The 17,616-nt window shown below is 69.9% G+C and carries 14 protein-coding genes and 1 pseudogene; 6 read left to right on the forward strand and 9 right to left on the reverse strand.

Going from position 1 to position 17,616, the window contains the following annotated elements:
* Positions 1-2: 2 nt before the first annotated feature.
* The 5 genes from ACWD4A_RS01470 to ACWD4A_RS01490 form a co-directional block, all read right to left on the reverse strand.
* Positions 3-884, reverse strand: coding sequence for a phytanoyl-CoA dioxygenase family protein (locus ACWD4A_RS01470; RefSeq protein ID WP_451187851.1), 882 nt, complete (start codon positions 882-884; stop codon positions 3-5).
* A gap of 194 nt (positions 885-1,078) precedes the next feature.
* Positions 1,079-1,828 carry an iron-containing redox enzyme family protein gene (locus ACWD4A_RS01475; RefSeq protein ID WP_451187853.1) on the reverse strand — a complete coding sequence of 250 codons (750 nt, stop codon included), beginning with the start codon at positions 1,826-1,828 and terminating at the stop codon, positions 1,079-1,081.
* Positions 1,829-1,894: 66 nt separating this feature from the next.
* A complete protein-coding gene (locus ACWD4A_RS01480) occupies positions 1,895-3,211 on the reverse strand; it encodes an ATP-grasp domain-containing protein (protein ID WP_451187855.1) in 1,317 nt (438 codons plus the stop codon).
* A 31-nt stretch (positions 3,212-3,242) separates the two neighbouring features.
* Positions 3,243-4,334 carry a DUF1611 domain-containing protein gene (locus ACWD4A_RS01485; protein WP_451187857.1) on the reverse strand — a complete coding sequence of 364 codons (1,092 nt, stop codon included), beginning with the start codon at positions 4,332-4,334 and terminating at the stop codon, positions 3,243-3,245.
* Between the two features lie 55 nt (positions 4,335-4,389).
* Complete coding sequence (locus ACWD4A_RS01490) at positions 4,390-5,631, reverse strand: ATP-grasp domain-containing protein (RefSeq protein WP_451187858.1); 1,242 nt, start codon at positions 5,629-5,631, stop codon at positions 4,390-4,392.
* 519 nt (positions 5,632-6,150) lie between these two features.
* Here ACWD4A_RS01490 and aroA point away from each other — a divergent pair.
* The 3 genes and pseudogenes from aroA to ACWD4A_RS01505 all read left to right on the forward strand — a co-directional run.
* Positions 6,151-7,506: a 3-phosphoshikimate 1-carboxyvinyltransferase gene (gene aroA / locus ACWD4A_RS01495; protein WP_451187861.1), complete on the forward strand. Its 1,356-nt coding sequence runs from the start codon at positions 6,151-6,153 to the stop codon at positions 7,504-7,506.
* Between the two features lie 260 nt (positions 7,507-7,766).
* The gene (gene hisC, locus ACWD4A_RS01500; RefSeq protein ID WP_451187863.1) at positions 7,767-8,834 is read left to right on the forward strand and encodes a histidinol-phosphate transaminase; all 1,068 of its coding nucleotides are present in this window, start codon (positions 7,767-7,769) and stop codon (positions 8,832-8,834) included.
* A 158-nt stretch (positions 8,835-8,992) separates the two neighbouring features.
* Positions 8,993-9,784, forward strand: a pseudogene (locus tag ACWD4A_RS01505) (alpha/beta fold hydrolase); the annotation flags it as partial.
* A 134-nt stretch (positions 9,785-9,918) separates the two neighbouring features.
* Here ACWD4A_RS01505 and ACWD4A_RS01510 read toward each other — a convergent pair.
* Positions 9,919-10,398, reverse strand: a complete 480-nt coding sequence (locus ACWD4A_RS01510) for a LuxR C-terminal-related transcriptional regulator (protein ID WP_451187865.1) — start codon at positions 10,396-10,398, stop codon at positions 9,919-9,921.
* A 1,068-nt stretch (positions 10,399-11,466) separates the two neighbouring features.
* Here ACWD4A_RS01510 and ACWD4A_RS01515 point away from each other — a divergent pair.
* A complete protein-coding gene (locus tag ACWD4A_RS01515) occupies positions 11,467-12,033 on the forward strand; it encodes a Uma2 family endonuclease (RefSeq protein ID WP_451187866.1) in 567 nt (188 codons plus the stop codon).
* Here the strand turns inward: ACWD4A_RS01515 and ACWD4A_RS01520 are convergent.
* Positions 12,008-12,352, reverse strand: coding sequence for a DUF4365 domain-containing protein (locus ACWD4A_RS01520; protein WP_451187868.1), 345 nt, complete (start codon positions 12,350-12,352; stop codon positions 12,008-12,010). The two genes, ACWD4A_RS01515 and ACWD4A_RS01520, sit on opposite strands and share 26 nt — an antisense overlap.
* 228 nt (positions 12,353-12,580) lie before the next feature.
* Here ACWD4A_RS01520 and ACWD4A_RS01525 point away from each other — a divergent pair, with 228 nt between their 5' ends.
* A complete protein-coding gene (locus ACWD4A_RS01525; protein ID WP_451187870.1) occupies positions 12,581-15,790 on the forward strand; it encodes a tetratricopeptide repeat protein in 3,210 nt (1,069 codons plus the stop codon).
* A gap of 3 nt (positions 15,791-15,793) precedes the next feature.
* Here the strand turns inward: ACWD4A_RS01525 and ACWD4A_RS01530 are convergent, their stop codons facing one another.
* Complete coding sequence (locus ACWD4A_RS01530; RefSeq protein ID WP_451187872.1) at positions 15,794-16,105, reverse strand: hypothetical protein; 312 nt, start codon at positions 16,103-16,105, stop codon at positions 15,794-15,796.
* 4 nt (positions 16,106-16,109) lie between these two features.
* A complete protein-coding gene (gene mca, locus ACWD4A_RS01535; RefSeq protein ID WP_451187874.1) occupies positions 16,110-16,979 on the reverse strand; it encodes a mycothiol conjugate amidase Mca in 870 nt (289 codons plus the stop codon).
* A 125-nt stretch (positions 16,980-17,104) separates the two neighbouring features.
* Between mca and ACWD4A_RS01540 the strand changes: the two genes are divergently transcribed.
* Complete coding sequence (locus ACWD4A_RS01540; protein WP_451187877.1) at positions 17,105-17,515, forward strand: DUF4307 domain-containing protein; 411 nt, start codon at positions 17,105-17,107, stop codon at positions 17,513-17,515.
* The last annotated feature ends 101 nt before the right edge of the window (positions 17,516-17,616 follow it).

The following is a 17,616-nucleotide window of genomic DNA, read 5'->3' on the forward strand; positions in this document are numbered from 1 at the left end:
TGTCACTTCGTCTCTTCCAGCGTGGCGTACCCGGTGGTCGCCGCGGTCCCGGTCTCGTGGGCGCCCTCCTGGAGCTGGAAGAGCGAGCCGAAGGGGCGCTCCGCGAGCGGGAGACGCCACTCCCCGGCCTCCACACGCGCCGTGTCCGACACCTGGCCGCGCAGCAGCTTGACTCCGGCCTCGTTGTGGCCGGCGTGCGAGCCGAAGTGGATCGGGTAGGCGTCGGCCGCCCGGTAGGCCGGCAGGAAGGCGCGGCGGTACCGGTCGGAGCGGTTCGGGGAGGAGTAGTGCAGGAGCAGGGGGTGGATGAAGACCACGCTGCCCGCGGGTGCCTCGATGGCCACGGCGGCCGCCGGGTCGGGGGCGTCGGCGCCCGCCACCTTGCCGCGGAAGTGGCCGTCGACGTAGTGGTCGGCGAGGCCGCGGAGGTGGGATCCGGGAACGGCCTGGAGGGCGGAGTTCTCGGTGGTGGTGTCGTCGAGGTAGACGAGGGCCGTCACCAGGTCGGTGTTGGTGTGCGGGTAGTAGGCGAAGTCCTGGTGCCAGTCCACGACACTGCCGACCTGCGGGGCCTTGAGGTGGAGCTTGCTGTAGTGGAACAGGATGTCGTGGCCGATGAGCGCCTCGACGTGGTCGAGCAGTTCGGGGTGGGCGGCGGCCCGCTCGAACGCGGAGTGCTGCTTGGTGGGCGACCAGATCCGGCGCGCCATGCCGTTGTCGCCCGGCTCCACCTCGGCGACGGAGCCGATGTCGGAGACATTGAGGATCTCCGTGATGGCGGTGTTGAGCTCGGCGACCTCGTTCGGGTCAAAGAGACGTTCGGCGACCGCGAAGCCGTTCTCGCGGTACTCCTTGACGAACGCGGCTGTGTCGAGTGTGGACATGGCGGGGTTCCTCTCTGCTGCGTGGCGGGGGCGCGGTGGGGTGGGGTTCGTACGGGTCCGCCCGGCGACGACCGCCCGGCGGACCCGCGATGGGCACGGAAGGTCCCCGTGAATCCCTCGACCGGTTCACCCCTCAGGCGCCCGGCGTCCCCGCGTGCCGGTTCTGTCGTCGGCGTGGATCCGGGACGTACGGGTCACACGGCGGTCTGCGCGTGCTTGGCGACGGTGTCCTGGTAGATCTCCCGGAAGAACAGCGCGAGGATCTCCTGGACGTCGTCGATGTACTTGAACACCAGCTGGAAGTCCTCCTCGCTGAAGATCAGCTGGTGGAGGATGTCCCACATCTCCTGGGAGTGGTCCTCGGTGGTGTCGACGTGGAGGTGGGCGGCCTGCCCCTTGACGTTCTCCTTGCCGAGCCGCTCCTGGAGGTTCTCCACGATGGCCGGCTGGAGCTTCATCTGGGTGTACTCGACCAGGTAGTTGGAGACCACCGGGGCGAGGGCCGACTCGTGCTCCAGGGCGTAGTAGAAGAAGCCCTCCAGGAGACGGGTGGAGAGGTACGGCTCGGTGGCGAGGATCTCTTCCTCGGTGATGCCGGCGGCCGCGGCGTCGCTGACGTACAGCCGGTCGTGCAGCATCTCGTCGGCCTGGTACTGCGCGTAGTCACGGGCGGCCCTGGGCGCGATCTGGGCGATCTTGTAGATGGCCTTGGACTGGCTGACCCGGGAGAGGCGGATCCGCCACACGTGCTCGATGAGGGTGCGGCGGTAGTACGCCTGGTGGAGCTCGGGCTCGGTCAGGTGGGACGAGAAGGGGACGGTTTCCTTCCACTCCGCCATCTTCTTGTCCATGTAACGGTCGAGCTCGGCCTTCTTCAGACGGCTCTGCTCCTCGTTGTAGAACGGCTTCGGGTGGTTGATCCCGGAGTTCTGCACGCGGTTCATCGCGTTCTCCTTCACAAGAGGGTTGGCAGGGGATGTTCACGGAAGGGACGGAGTGTGCTGCCGTGGTCAGCGGTAGCGCACGTGGAAATGCTCCGTCGCATGTCGGTCGAGAAAGTCGGTCTCGGCCTCGAGGTCGTCGGCCGCCACGTCCCACAGGGCGTCCATCAGGCAGATCCCCCGGTCGGACGCGTCGAGTTCGGTGCCCTCCGCCACGTGGACACGCAGGATCCGGGGCGGGCGGGTGGGCGGCTCGAAGCGGATCGCGTCGACGGTCCGCCCCTTCTCTCCGTACTTGCTGAGGAACACAGCCGCCTTGGTGGGTGCGCCGGTGCGCAGGGCCTCCAACTGGGAGGCGCTGGTGAGCCGGTCGTGGAAGGCGTCCCGCTCGCCGTCGGGCAGCAGCAGGGACTCGGTCCACAGGTCCAGGAGAGAGTGCCCGGTGACGGTCTGGACGCTGGCGTCGATGAGACTGCCGCCCATCCGGGGGTTGATCTCGATGATCTCCCAGCGCTTCCTCGACTCCCAGTACTTGACCTCGATATGGAAGACGCCGGCGACCGTCCCGCGCTCCGCCAGTGCGGCGAGGCAGCGGGTGACGTGCTCGGCGCCCTCCAGGACGAGCTCGGGGGCGAGGCTCACGGGCGGGCTGACCGACATCCCCTCCAGGACGGTCCGCTCCAGGCGTTCCACGCGGGCCTTCTCGTGGACGCACAGGTGGTGGACCCGGCCGTCGAGGACGACGGTCTCGAAGCTGAACTCCGGTCCCTCGACGTACTCCTCGACGAGGAAGTCGTACCGGTCCATGAAGATTGCCTTCATGCGCTGGTCGGCACGCATCTGCTCCTGAAGCGCGGGCAGGTCGGCCAGGTCGGCGACGTCGTTCAGGACGAAGGTCGCGAAGGACGAGGCGCCGCGTACCGGCTTGACGAACCACCGCGCGGAGGGATCGAGTTCGGGGGTCACACCGGGGGTGAGCCGGTGGAGCCGGACCTCGCTCAGCCCCTCGGCGAAGAGGTGGCGGCGCAGTTCGTACTTGTCGAGGCAGAGGCGCAGCACGGCCTCGGCGGAGTCGTCCACGCCGAGCCGCTCGTTGAGCTCCGCCATCAGCAGCCGGTAGCCCTCGAAGCTGGCGAGGGCGGCCTCGACCCGGTAGCCCCGGCCGGCGAGTTCGCCGACGGCCTTGTCGAGGTCGCCGGAGACCAGTTCGGGTTCCTCTGTGACCACGCAGTCCGCCAGGTGCCGGCGGCTCGCCTCCAGGACCCCCGGCGTCTCCGGCCGGGAGCTGAGGGCGACCAGGGCGAGACCGAGCCCGGCGGCGGCCGCGGCGATCTCTTCGGTGTACGACTTGCCCTGGTGCATGAGGAGCAGGATCGCTCTCTTCATCGGTGCATCTCCTCGGAGTTCCGGGGTCGCCTCAGCGCCGGAGGTCGGACAGCCGGTCCGCGGTCTCGCGCTGGTGGGCGCGCAGGATCTCCACGAGCCGGGCGCCGCCCTCACGGACCGGGTCGACGACAGGCAGTCCGGTGTCGACCTCCAGCTTCTCGGCCTCGCGGCGGTAGTCCTCCTCGGAGTAGCCGAAGCTGTTGACGCTGACGGCGGCGACCTTGGCGGGCCGCTCGAAGACGGAGAGCTCCTCGTTCATACGGATGAGCTCGGGTATGGGGATGATGGGCGTCTCCCAGACCTTGGTGCGCTCGGCGCCGAGGCGGTGGCAGAAGACCAGGGCATGCGGCAGGGAGCCGTGGAGGATGGCGAGGGCGACGCTGCTGAACCCGATGTGGTTGAGCGAACCCTGGCCCTCGACGACGACCCATTCGTTGCCGGCCGCGGCCTCCATGACGACCTGCTCGACGGCACCGGCCATGAAGTCGCCGGGCACGCCGTCGACCGCGATGCCATGGCCGGAGATCAGCATGCCGCTCTGGCCGGTGGCGGCGAAGCCGGTGCTGATGCCGCTGCGGTTGGCCTCTTTCCAGATCTGCAGAGCGGCGGTCTTCTTGCCGATGTTGGAGTCGCTGCCGCAGGTGTGGATGACCCAGGTGTCCAGGTCCAGGACGCGGGCCTTGTTGAGCTGCACCGGCGGGGTGTCCTTGGTCTCCCAGACGGTGACGCCCTTCTCCCGGACGGCACGGGCGATGTCCGGGTCGCCGAGGAGACGGTAGTGGATCGAGTTGATCAGGTGCAGGCCGTTCTGGACGGCGGCGAGGATGTGCGGCTTCCAGGACGGGGGCAGGTCGGCGGAGTGCAGGCCCTTGCCGATGATCAGGACCTCGGGGCTCAGGTGCAGAGCGTCCTCGACGCGGCTGACGATCGGGATCGGGCCGCCGTAGCCGAGGACGTCCTGGACGGTCCGGCCGGCCTGGAGGCTGTCGATCACGGCGACGCAGCGGTCCCCGTTGTAGCGGACCAGTGAGGCGGCGATCTTGCTCGTGAAGAGTCCGAAGCATTCCTCGGCGAACAGCACGAACTTCTTCTCAACCAGCTCCGCATGGCTCAACTGGTCCACGTCTTCCTCCGGACTCGATGGTTCTTGGCCTATGGCACGCGATGGTTCGGGCGGTCTACGGGACAGGCACGGTCGTCAGGCGGTACTGCTCACTCGCCTGGCGCACGGCTTCCTCGATCTGCTGCTGGGTGCCGCCCCGGAACAGGAAGCGGCCGCCCTGGAGCGTGGCGTACGAGCCGGGCCGGGAGACCAGGACCTCGCCCGGCCTCGGCACCAGCTCGCGGTACACATACGGGATGTGTCCCAGGAGCGGGGTGGCGGCGGTGACCTTCTGGGGCAGCGGCTTGGGACCTTGGATGATCAGCCAGCCGCCGCTCAGCGACGGGTCGGGGACCGGCAGGTCCACCGGGCGGCCGAGCAGCACGTCGGTCCACAGCCGCCAGAGGTTCACACCGTGGACGTCGTTGATGACATAGGACACGTCGGCGCCCGGCACCCGCGCTCCGACCTCCAGGAACACCAACTCTTCGCCGGTGTCGAAGAGTTCGAGATGGAAGGCGGAGCTGCGCAGACCGAGCGCGGCCAGGCAGCTCACGGCGAAGTCCTCGCAGCGGTCGCGCACCTCGGGATCCGTCTGGAAGACCGAGCCGAGCGGTGCGCCCAGGGCCTCGTAGTCCAGGCAGCTGGAGGTGTAGCGCGAGGTGCACAGGAACAGCGGTTTGCCCTCGGCGTCCAGGACGCCGTCGACGTGCAGGATATCGCCCTGCACGAACTCCTCGATCTCGAGGTCGTCCAGGCTCCGTTCGGCACACAGGGCCCGCAGCTCCTCGGCCGAGGCGATCTGGCGCACACCCTGGCTGGACGCCCCTCGCACCGGCTTGACGATCACGGGGTAGCCGAACTCCTCGGCGGCCGCGAGGGTCTGCTCCTCGGTGCGGCAGGACGCCCAGCGCGGCACCCGGAGGCCGGCCCGCGCCACCCTCTCCTTCATGACGCTCTTGTCACGGAACCGGGCGGTCTCCTCGACGCCGGCGCCCTGGATGCCGTACCGCTCGCGCAGGACCGCCGCGAGGTCGAGCAGCATCTCGGAGAAGCCGATGACGTGGTCGAACGGACCCTCGTCACGGACGATGGCGTCGACGAGCTCCAGCACACCCTCCACGTCGCCGAAGTCCGGTACGAGATGGACCCGTTCGGCGTCGTCGGGCACTCCGCTGCGGCCGCCCTCGTCGCAGAGGTACGTGACGCGGTCGGTCTCCGGGTCGAAGACCAGCCCGGGAGCGGCGAGGCGGTTCTCCCAGCGCCGCTCGTCCTCGTACAAGGGCCAGCGGTTCAAGAACAGGATTGCGCTGGACATGGATGTCGCCTCACGGTTCACAGGAAGCATGGATGTGCCCGGCCGTGGGCCGGTTGACGGCGGTGAAAGGCGGGCCTTTCGGAACCGAAGGATGAGCCCGAACCTGAATCCCGGGAACAGCCCTCAATGCGTTGGTTGATCGCGCTGCCACAGCCTCGCACGGGACCGGGCCGGTCAGAATAGGACCTAGGTCCCGCCCCCGGTCCCGGAGATGCCGCTGAGCGCCGACGACCGTGCCACCCAGGCAAAATGGGGGGCCAGGACCACCTTGTGCCGGAAACGCCATGGGCAGATGGACCTATTGCCGCCCCGTCCCACGGGACGCAGAATTTCCATCGCGCCCTCTACGCCGGCGGAGGGCTGCCATGCGCGCCAGGAGAGTTTTCCGAACTCCCGCACCGACATCGAAGCGCCAAGCGGCGGGACGACACGTTCCCGCTCCGCGAATATCGCCGGCCCGGACCTCAAAGCAACATCGCCTGCAAGACATCAGGCGGCGAACGATGCGAAACGGGAGACATGACGATGCTGCTGAAGGTTGATCCGATCGATTCCTTCTCCGGAACTTTTCGCGTCCCTTCCTCGAAGCCGGAGACGCAACGGGCCATTCTGGTCGGCACGCTGGCCGAGGGAACCTCGCGCGTCTACAACGACCTCCGTTGCGACGAGACGGAGACGATGAAGGCCGCCTGCCGCGCCCTGGGCGCCGAGATAACCGAGCACGAAGGTTTCCTGGAGATCAAGGGCATCGGAGGGACCCTCCCGGACATCCGGCGCGTCATCCAGTCCAAGGGCTCGGGCCTGGTGTTCCGCATCGTGACGGCGCTGGCCTCCGCCCTGCCGACGCCGACCGTGGTGACGGGCGACGCGACCCTGCGCAAGCGCGTGATGGCGCCCCTGCTGGACGCGCTGCGCGAACTCGGCGCGGACATCGAATCGATCGCCGACGAGGGCAAGGCCCCGGTCGTCAACTGGGGAGGCGGCCTGAAGGGCGGCACCTGCCGGCTGCCGGGCGACATCAGCTCGCAGTTCATCACCGCCATCCTGTTCGCCGCGCCGCTGGCCGAAGGCCCGGTGGAGATCGAGGTGACGGGCGAGGTCTACTCCCAGTCGTACATCCGGCAGACGCTGGCGAGCCTGACCGACGCGGGCATCAAGCTGTCCGCGTCGGAGGACATGCGTCACTACCAGGTGGAGCCCTCCCACTACCAGACCCAGGACGTCACCATCCACGAGGACTACACCTCTGCCTCGTACCTGCTGGCCGCCGCCGCGCTCTTCCCGGGCCGGACCGTCCTGACCAACGTGTACGGCGACAGCATGCAGGGCGAGTTCGCGATCGTCCCGATCCTGGAAAAGCTCGGGGTGAGCGTCACCTTCGACGAGGACACCCTGTCGATGATCGTCGACAACCCCGAGGGCAGCCTGTGCGGCGACTTCGAGGTCGATGTGATGGACTGCCCCAACATCGTGCCCACGCTCGCCGCCCTCGGGGCGTACGTGCAGGGCAGCCTGAAGGTGACCGGCGGCCGCCTCACCCGGTTCCACAAGGCGTCGCGCATCGAGGCCATGGCCGCCGAACTGACCCGCGCGGGCGTGGACATCGAGGTCCTGTACGCCGATGGGGTCTGCGACGGCTTCCTGGTCCGCGGCGCGCAGACGTACCCCGGCGGAGTGACGCTGTCCAGCTGGGGTGACCACCGCATCTTCATGTCGCTGTTCGTGGCCGGCCTGCGGATGCAGTCCGCCAACCGGTTCTCGGGCTTCGAGGACGTCAAGCTGTCCTTCCCCAGCTTCATGGAGGAGTTCACCAAGGCAGGGGCGCGGACCACTGCTGTCGAGGAAGAGGACGCGCCCGCCGGGGCCGTCGCCTGACCCTGTCCGCGGCAACCCCGGCGGTGCGCCCTGCCGCAGTAGCGCGCGCCGCCGGACCCGACAGGCGAGCGAGACGCGCTGCCGGCCATGGCAGCGGTGCCGGCGCGCGGGCCGGATCCCACGCCCGCGCGCCTCGCCGCGGCGCACGGCTCCCCGGGTCCGGGACTCCGGACCCGGGGACTCCCGGACTCCCGGACTCCCGGATGAACGACGTACCCGCACGACCGTCCGCTCCCCCCCCCGTTCAGGAAGTTCCCCCAATGCCCTCTGCATCTGTCCCCCGGCTGCGCGCCGACGTCTCCGGGCTGCCTCGCTACGTCCCGGGCCGGGCCGCGCCCAGCGACCTGGTGGACAAGCTGTCGTCGAACGAGAACCCCTACCCCCCGCTGCCGTCGGTCGTCGCCGCGATGAGCGAGGAGCTGGGACGCGTCAACCGCTATCCCGACTCGAAGAACGGCGAACTGATCGCGGAGCTGTCCGCGGCCCTCGCCGTGCCCCCGGAGCACCTCGTACCCGGCACCGGATCGCTCGGCGTCACCAAGGACCTGCTGTGCGCCGCGGCGGGCGAAGGGGACGAAGTGCTGTTCGCCTGGCGCTCGTTCGAGGCGTACCCGATGCTCGTCTGGGCCACCGGGGCCACCCCTGTGCAGATTCCGCTGCGCGACGAGCGGCATGATCTGGACGCCATGGCCGACGCGGTGACGGACCGCACTCGCATGATCATCGTGTGCAACCCCAACAACCCGACGGGCACGGCCGTGCACCGCGGTGAGCTCGAGCGCTTCCTCGACCGGGTGCCGGACGACGTGCTGGTGGTGCTCGACGAGGCGTACCGCGAGTTCGTCGACGACACCGACGTACCCGACGGCATCGAGCTCTACCGCGACCGTCCCAACGTCGCCGTTCTGCGCACCTTTTCCAAGGCGTACGGGCTGGCACGACTGCGCGTCGGCTACGCGGTCGCGCATCCGCCGGTCACGGCCGCGCTGCGGGCCTGCACCGTGCCGTTCGGCGTCAGCGGACTCGCCCAGACCGCCGCGCGGGCCTCGTTGAAGGCGGAACCCGAACTGCTGGAGCGGGTCCGGACCCTGGTGGCCGAGCGCACTCGGGTCACCCGCGCTCTGCGGGACGCGGGCCGGAGCATTCCCGACAGCCAGGCCAACTTCGTCTGGATGCGCCTCGGTTCGCACACGAAGGCGTTCGCCGACGCGTGCGAGGCGGCGGGGGTCATGGTGCGCCCCTTCGGCGACGAGGGTGTGCGGATCACCATCGGCACTCCCGAGCAGAACGACCGTCTGCTGAAGATCGCGGGCGACTGGCGGATGTGAGGCCCCCGCCGCGGATCCCGCGCGGCGGACTCGTTCGGCGGACTCGTTCGGCAGAACATCGATAGTGCCCATACCGCGCGCCTGTTCGGGCTAGCATAAAGAGGACTCATGACACCGCGCGCCGCCCACATGCCCATGTGCCCGTTCGAAGGACGTCGATGACCGAACACGACCGGCCGGTCCCGACCTTCGCGCGCGCCCAGGACGGCACGGCCCTGGCGTATCAGCACCGCGGGGAGGGGCCGCCGCTGGTGCTGCTCGCCGGGCAGGCGAACGACCACCACTGGTGGGACGGCGTGCGCGAGGACTTCCACACCGTGCGCTCCACCATCACCATGGACCCGCGCGGCACGGGCGACAGCGACAAGCCCGAAGGGCCGTACTCCGTCGTGCAGTTCGCGGACGACGTCGTCGCGGTCCTGGACGCGCTCGGTATCGCGCGCGCCGACGTGTACGGCACCTCGATGGGCGGCCGGGTCGCGCAGTGGCTCGCGATCCGCCACCCGGAGCGGGTCCGCCGACTGGTCCTGGGCTGCACCTCCCCGGGCGGGCCGCACGCCGTGGAACGCGACGCGTCGGTACGGCGGTCCCTCGCACAACCGGATCCGGAGGCCGTACGCCGGGTGCTGGCCGACCTGATGTACTCCCCCGCCTGGCAGGCCGCGCACCCTGGCCCCTACCGCACCCTCGGCGACCCCCGGATGCCCGCCCATGCGCGCCGCGGCCACCTCATCGCCAGCAACGAGCACGACGCGTGGAACGAACTGCCGGGCATCACGGCCCCCACCCTGATCCTCCACGGCGACCAGGACCGGCTCACCCCGCCGGACAACCTCCCGCTGCTCGCCTCCCGCATCCCCAGTTCCCGCACACACCTCTTCCCGGGCGCCCGGCACGCCTACTTCGAGGAGTGCCGGGACGAGGCGGGCAGGCTGGTGCGGAGTTTCCTCGTCGAGGAGGACCTCGTCGAGGAGGACTTCATCAAGGAGGGACGCTCGCGGGCAACGCGAAGCGACGGCGGGAGAGCGAGCGCACCGAGCGGCGGTGGAGATTCCCTCGGAGAAGAGGTCGAACTGCGAGCCGCTCAGGAAGCGAGGCCGACATATTGGGCGTAGAGCGCGGCTTGAGTACGGTGGGCGGCTCCGATCTTCAAGTAGATGCTGCTGAGATGGTTCTTCACGGTCTTCTCAGAGATGTCCAGCGTCCGAGCGATGACCCGGTTGCTCAACCCCCGGGCCAGCAGCCGGAGTACGCCCCGCTCGCGTGCGGTGAGGGCGGGGCCCGTCGGCGGCGACCCCTCCTCGGGGACGGGATCGGACGCCAGGGCCAGGGCGGGCGGAGCCGCCTTCCCGGGATCGGTCAGGCCGACGTGCTGGGCGTAGAGCGCGGCCTGAGTGCGGTCGGTGGCACCGATCTTCAAATAAATGCTGCTGAGATGGTTCTTCACGGTCTTCTCAGAGATGTCCAGCATTCGAGCGATGAGCCGGTTGCTCAACCCCTGGGCCAGTAGGCCGAGCACATCTAACTCCCGACAGGTGAGTTTTGTGGCCAGCACTTCTTCCACGTCCTGTCTCCTCTTTCCTTCTCCCAAAGAGCATGGGGAAAAACGTCCAAGGGTTTTACTCACACGGCACCCCCCGCGCTGAGCGGTGCGCGCCGACAGGTCACCCCGACAGGCGGTCACGGCAGGCGGCCCAACGTCTCGCCCGGCCCCGCCGCGTAAGCCGACAGGACATCAGAAGGGGCGGAGAGAGGCAGAGGCGGCCTCGAACCGGACAAGGGGGCGGAGGCCCTGAAGGGTGGCGTCCACGACGGTCTTCCGCCACTCGTCACAGGGGCATCGGCCAGGGCGGCGACCGCACTTCCGGCCTCACCCGGTCAAGCCATGTCCCGGCATCGACCAAGCCGTGACCCTGCCGGACGGATCGACCTTCACTGCCGGATCGATAACTCCCGACCGGGGAGTGTCGCCGTCAACGCAGGAGCCCAGCGGATCCACGAAACGTACACATAGGCAGAACTCAATGCAATCTCCCCCCGTGCAAGCGCACCACATCATTCGCAGGCCAAAACGGCAACACTGTGAAGAATCGATGCGCGGCCACGAAGCAGCGCTTCATGGACAAACGAAGGTACCCCCCTCGATGCTCGCTTGAGACGCAGAGTAAAAACTGCCCAAACAAAATTCAGGCTACACGCTGCCACAATCGATTGACCAGCGTTCTTTGTCGAAACTTGACGTCCGCTCAACGCTGCTGACACTCCGTCAGAGAGTGGGGAGCGGAGGGCTGGCGGAACGGAGGATTCCATATCGGGTCGGCCCGACGGTCCCATTCGCAGCTGATCGGGCTCCGGTGCCGGGAAGCCGCCGGATTATTCGGAAGCCGATACTCCGGTTGTGATCCCGGCCGGGCCTCGGCGCGGGTGACGAATGCGCGCCCGTGGACGCATGCGACCTCGAGGACGCTGCGGAACGCCCGGCCGACGGCACCGTCGAAGCGGAATCCGTCTCCGCCCGGCCCCTGACGTCACCGCCGTCGTGCTTTTCCGAATCGGGCGCCCCGGCATCACAGGACAGTAGGCTGAGCCCGGCAGCGCCGGAACTGCCGAGGCTCTTCGAAGGAGGTACACCATGGCCGCCGAGATGGTGGCGCCCGCGTGGATGCATACGCAGATCAGCGCGGAGCAGTACGACTCCTGGTCCGAGGAACAGTGCGCCGGCATCGAGATCGTGGACGGGATGGTCGTCGTGAGCCCGAGCGCGTCCAAGCGGCACAACCGGCTGGCCCGAATCCTGGCCAATGCCCTGGACGCCGCCGCAGGCCCGGACTGGAACGCCGACACGGACTTCGATGTCCGCCTGCAGGACGTTCCACTCACCAACCGCCGTCCGGACGTCGTCGTCTACCGGGCGGAGACCATCGACCTCACGCCCACCCGCCCCGAACATGTGCTCCTGGTCGTCGAGGTCGTGTCGCCCGGCTCGGAGACCACCGACCGGATCGTGAAGGTGGAGCAGTACGCCAAGGCCGGCATCCCCTTCTACTGGCGGATCGAACAGGCCGCCACCGGTGTCCCGATCGTCTACACCTACGTTCTCGACCCCGCCACCAAGGCCTACAGGGACGGCGAGATGTTCACCGGCGTGATCAAGGCTGCCGCGCCCTTCTCCGTCACCGTCGACCTGGGAGCCGTCTGACCGCTCCGCCCGACCGGTCGACGCCACCACTCCGTGGATTTGAAGCACCCCATGAGCAGTGTGCTTCCGCGCCGTCGAGGATGACACCGCCGATCATCGGGATGGGGTCGAAGCGGAGAGCTTGACGATGTCGTCCGGAGCGAACTCGACTACCGGTACGCATCGAGACCCCACCCTTGACCTGCACGGCTATGGAATCTGCTGTTCGCCGGCCGTCCTGCGCGAAGGTGACGTGCAGGTCCTCGCCGTGGTCGTCACCGCCGTCGGCCTCCTGCACGATGTGCCCGTGCCGCTCCGGCAGCGCACGCACCTCATTCACAGCCGTACGTCCGACGCACCGGCTCTCGGCGCATCACGCGGGCCCGATGTCGGGTTATCCACAGACGAGTTATCCACAGGGCTGCCGGAATCGCATTCGAGCCGGAACACTTGAGGCTCTGAGCACTTGAGGCACAGGGCAATCGCTGGTGAGGGGGAAGCCGTGGCGGAAGTGCCGAGCGTACTGAGAAACAGTCACCGTACGGAGATCGAAGGTCTTCTGGGTCGGATGGTGGAGGAGGAGGTCCGCCGTTCGGGTGGGCTGACGGATGGCGCGGCGCTACTGCGCCGGGGGCGCACGGAGTTGGAGGCGATAGCGTCCGGGGCCGCCGAGGAGTACGAGGCGTATGTCTGCGCGCTGGACGAGGAGGAGGCCGCCTGGCGGCCGCTGACGACCCGGCTCACCCGGTCGGCGCTGACGACCCCGGCGCTGGTCGCGGCGGTCGCGGCGGTGACGGCGGCCGGTACGGATCTCGGCTGCGGCACGTCGGTGGGCACGGCGCTGGGCGCGGGGGCCGGCGCGGCCGTGGCCGGTTCGGCGGCGGCGGTCGCCAGGCTCACGGCCGGGCACTGGCCCGCCGCGCACCGGCGGGCCGGGCTGCGCGGACAGCCGGGCGGCGCACAGCAGTTGCGGCTGGCGTGGCTGACGGCGGTCGAGGTGCGGGGCATCCGGCCGTTCCTGGACCAGCAGCGGATGCTGTCCGCGGCGACGCGCGTCAACGGCGGGAGCCGCCCGGCGGGTACGGACGGCCCGGCGCGGGCCTCGGCGTCGCTCGGGGTGGACCGCGGTGCGGAGGCCCGGCGGCGCACCGCGCTGGAGCAGTCCTTCGACCATCTCCCGGAAGTGGTGGGCACGTTCGCGGGCCGCCGTGAGCACCTCGCGCGGATCGCCCAGTGGGTGCAGCAGGGGCGGGCGAGCATCGAGACCAAGCCGACGGTGGTGGTGCTGCACGGGCCGGCGGGCTCGGGCCGCTCCGCGCTCGCGGTCCGGGCGGCGCACCATCTGCGCGACCAGTTCCGCGGCGCGTGCGTGGTGGATCTGCGCGGGGAGTCCGGAGAGCCGCCGTTGCCCACCCGGGACGCGCTGCTGCACCTGCTCAACCGGCTGGGCGCGCCGCGTGATCAACTGCTGTTCCGGGAGCGGTCCTCGCGGGAGCAGCACCTCACGCGGCTCTCGGATCTGTACCACCGGCATCTGACGGGGCTGCCGGTGACGGTGGTGCTGGACGACGCGTCGGACGCGGAGCAGGTCGCCGCGCTGGTCCCCCAGCGGTCCGAGAGCCTCGTCCTGGTCACGGCGCGCTGCCCGCTGGAGCTGCCGCCGGAGCTGGCGGCGTGGGTGCACGAGCTGCCGGTCGGGCCGCTGGACGAGGCAGGCGCCGAGGAGTTGCTGCGGGCGGCCGCCGGGGAGCCGCGGCCGGAGCCGTACGACGAGAAGGGGCTGGCCCAGGTGCGGGAGCTGTGCGGCGGGCTGCCGCTGGCCCTGCGGGTGGCGGGCTCCTCGCTGGGCGAGCGCGCCCCGCACCTGCTGGCCGCGGAGCTGGCGGCGTCCGGGCAGGACGACCCGGTGCAGCGGGCGCTGTGGCTGCGCTACATCGACCAGAGCGACGGCGCCCGCGAGCTGCTGCGCCGGATGGCGCTGGCGGGCCGGGCCTCGCTGGGCGCGGCCGCCGCGGCGGCGCTGCTGGCGCGGGACGAGCGGGAGGCCGGGCGCGAGCTCACGGCGCTGGCCCGCACGGGCCTGATCGAGCGGGTCCGCTCCGGGCGGTACCGGATGCACGACCTGGTGCGGGCGTTCGCGCACGAGCGGCTGCTGGAGGAGGAGTCGCCGGGCGAGCGGGGCGCGGCGCAGGAGCGGCTGATCCGCAGCTACGCGGAGCTGGCGGACTCCGTGATCAGGATGGTGGACGGGAAGACCTCGACGCGTGCCGGCGCGTTCGTCAGCGGGGCGGCGGGCGGTCACGGCTTCACCTCGCTGGACGCGGCGCTGAGTTGGCTGGACGACGAGTCGAGCTTCATCACGGCGGCGCTGCGGCACACCGAGGACGTCGACCAGTCGGTGGTGCTGCACCTGCTGGGCGCGCTGTGCGACTACTGCCTGCTGCGCGGCGATCTCTACCGGCTGGGGGAGCTGAGCGAGCTGACCCAGGCCGCCGACCGGGGGCTGCTGTCGCGCTCGGTGCAGTGGCGCACCGGGATCGCGGCCCGCCACCTGGGTGAGCTGGACACGTCCCGTACGACGCTGTCGTCGGTCGTGGATCTGTATTTCGACGCCCACCATCCCCCGGGTGCCGCCCGTGCGCTGCGCGATCTGGGGGTGACCCTCCAGCATCAGGGCAATCTCCGGGAGGCGGCGGACAGACTGCGGGAGGCGCTGGCCCTGCAGGGCGCCCGTGAGCTGGCCGGCGACCGGGCCTGGACGCTGCATTCGCTGGCCGCGGTGGAGCGGGACCGCGGAGGCATAGCGGAGGCGCTGGAGCTGCTGACCGAGTCGCTGGAGCTGCACCGGGAGAGCGAGAGTCTGCACGGGCAGGCGTGGGCGCACTTCCAGCTGGGCCAGGTGCGGCTGCAGATGGGCCGGGTCGAGCAGGCGGAGGAGGATCTGCGCGAGGCCCAGGAGCTGTACGGGCGCACACAGGACGGCCGGGGCGCGGCCTGGGCGCTGACCCAGCTGGCACGGGCCCGGCTGGTGGCCGGTGACGCGGGCCCGGCGGCGGAGCAGCTGCGCCACGCGGTCTCCCGGCACCGGGAGAACGAGGACGCCCGCGGCGAGGCCTGGTCGCTGTACTACCTGGGGCAGGCGCTGGAGGAGAGCGGTGACCGGGGGGCGGCGCTGCGGGCGCTGGAGCGGGCGCGCACCATGTTCAACCGGATGAGGGACGCGTACGGGCTGGCCTGTGCCCGGCATCACGCGGCCCGGGTCACCCGTGATCAGCGGGCGGCGCAGACGGGCAGCCTGCGCAACAGCCGTTTCGCCCGGCAGTTGCTCCAGGAGGCGCGGACGGACTTCCACCGGCTGGGCGTGGCGCACGGGGAGGCGTGGTCGTGTGTGGAGCTGGCCGTCGTCGACGGCGGCAACGGGCGGGCCGCGTCCGCGCTGGAGCTGGTGGACGAGGCGGAGCGGCTGTTCGCCGGTTACGGCGACCGGCGGGGCGCGGCGTGGGCGCGGTTCCTCCGCTGCACGCTGCTGCCGTTCGCCTCGGCGGGCGGCTCGGTGGTGGGTTCCGCGGTGGCGCGGGAGGAGCTGGCCGGGCTGCTGCGGGAGCTGCGGGCCGCCGACTGGGCGATGGATCCGGTCCTGGAGGACTGCGCGGAGACCTTCGCGCTGCTGCTGGAGCGGGGCGTCGAGCCGGAAGCGGGATGGCAGGCATGGCGGCTCGGCATGGTGCCGGGCCGCCGGGCCCGTGAGGTGATGGCGGTGCTGTCCCGTGACAGCTGACCGTCAGCCCTTCGTGGTGCCGCTGCCCTTGCCGCCGCCCTTGCCGCCGGGCGCGGCGGCGCCGGTGGCCCCGGCCGGGGTGGCGGCCGGAGCGGAGGCCGTGGCGGCGGACATCGCCGCACCCTCCGGGAGCTCCTCGAAGGAGACCTTCCTCATGTGCTTGTTCATGCTCTTCATCAGCATCCAGACGGCGGCGCCGAGCAGAGCGAAGACGATGAAGCCGAGGACGCCCGGCGTGACCTTGTTCTTGTCAAGGTCATCGGCGGCGAGCGGCACGAGGTGGGTGGCGGCGAGGGTCGCAGTCGCGCTCATCATGGGGTCAATTGTTGCGGATGCCCGCGAAGAGGTCGTCCTCGGGGAGGGTCGTGCCGACGAGAGACTTCGCCAGCTCGTACTCCTCGGTCGGCCAGACCTCGCGCTGAAGGTCCAGCGGCACCCGGAACCAGCCGCCGTCGGGGTCGATCTGGGTGGCGTGCGCGATCAGCGCCTTGTCGCGGATCTCGAAGAAGTCACCGCAGGGCACATAGGTGGTGAGGGTGCGCTCGCGGCCCATCGTCTGCCAGCGCTCCAGCCACTCCGCGTACGGGGACTCCATACCGCGGGCGAGCAGCGCCTCGTGGAGGGCGAGGGTGCGCGGGCGGTTGAAGCCCTGGTTGTAGTAGAGCTTGAGCGGCTGCCAGGGCTCGCCCGCCTCGGGGTAGCGCTCCGGGTCGCCGGCCGCCTCGAAGGCCACCATCGTGATCTTGTGGGTCATGATGTGGTCGGGGTGCGGGTATCCGCCGTTCTCGTCGTACGTGGTGACCACGTGCGGGCGGAACTCGCGGATGAGCTTCACCAGCCGGCCGGCCGCCTCGTCGACGTCCTGGAGCGCGAAGCAGCCCTCGGGCAGCGGCGGCAGCGGGTCGCCCTCGGGCAGCCCGGAGTCCACGAAGCCCAGCCACTCCTGCCGCACCCCGAGGATGTCGCGTGCCTCCGCCATCTCCTTGGCGCGCACCTCGTGGATGTGCTCCTCGATGTAGGGGTCGCCCTGGAGCTTGGGGTTGAGGATGGAGCCGCGCTCACCGCCCGTGCAGGTCGCGACCAGCACGTCCACCCCCTCGGACACATATTTGGCCATCGTGGCCGCGCCCTTGCTCGACTCGTCGTCGGGGTGGGCATGCACCGCCATCAGTCGCAGCTGCTCAGTCAAGGCTCGATCCTCAGTCACTGGTCATGGCCCGTCTTATCGGTGTTCCGGGGCGCCTCCTATAGTGACCGAAGCGGGAGACGTTTCATTCCGGTCGACGGGACCGGTCCCCGACCGGGAGGAAGATCATGGCTGCGGCACGCGAGGAGCTGCCCGACGGTCGTTACGGCCGGTCGGCGGACCAGCGCGCGGATCGCCAGCTCAAGATCGTCGCCACGGTGCTGGGCACCGCGCTGGCCGGCCTGCTCGTCTGGTTCGGTGTGCACTACCTCACCAAGACGGATGTCAGCGCCGAGCTGACCCGCTTCAAGCCGACGTCGGACACCACCGTGCAGGCGGTGCTGGAGGTCCGCAAGAACAAGGCCGACACGGGCGTCTGCACCCTGCGCTCGCTGGGCCGCGACGGTTCCGAGGTCGGCCGGGTGGACGTCACGCTGGACCGCCGCGAGGCGCACTTCACCGAGCTGGTGACGTTCCGCACCACCCAGTACGCCTTCGCCACCAAGCTTGAGGGCTGCACCACCACGTCCCGGGGCTGACCTGCACTGACGCGTTTCTTGCGCGGTTTCTCCCCGTTCCTTCTTCCCCGTTCACGGACCTAATTGTTAGGCTCGTGGTTTCGCCCACCTTTGAAGGCGCA

The sequence above is a fragment of the Streptomyces sp. NPDC002537 genome (assembly GCF_053594975.1).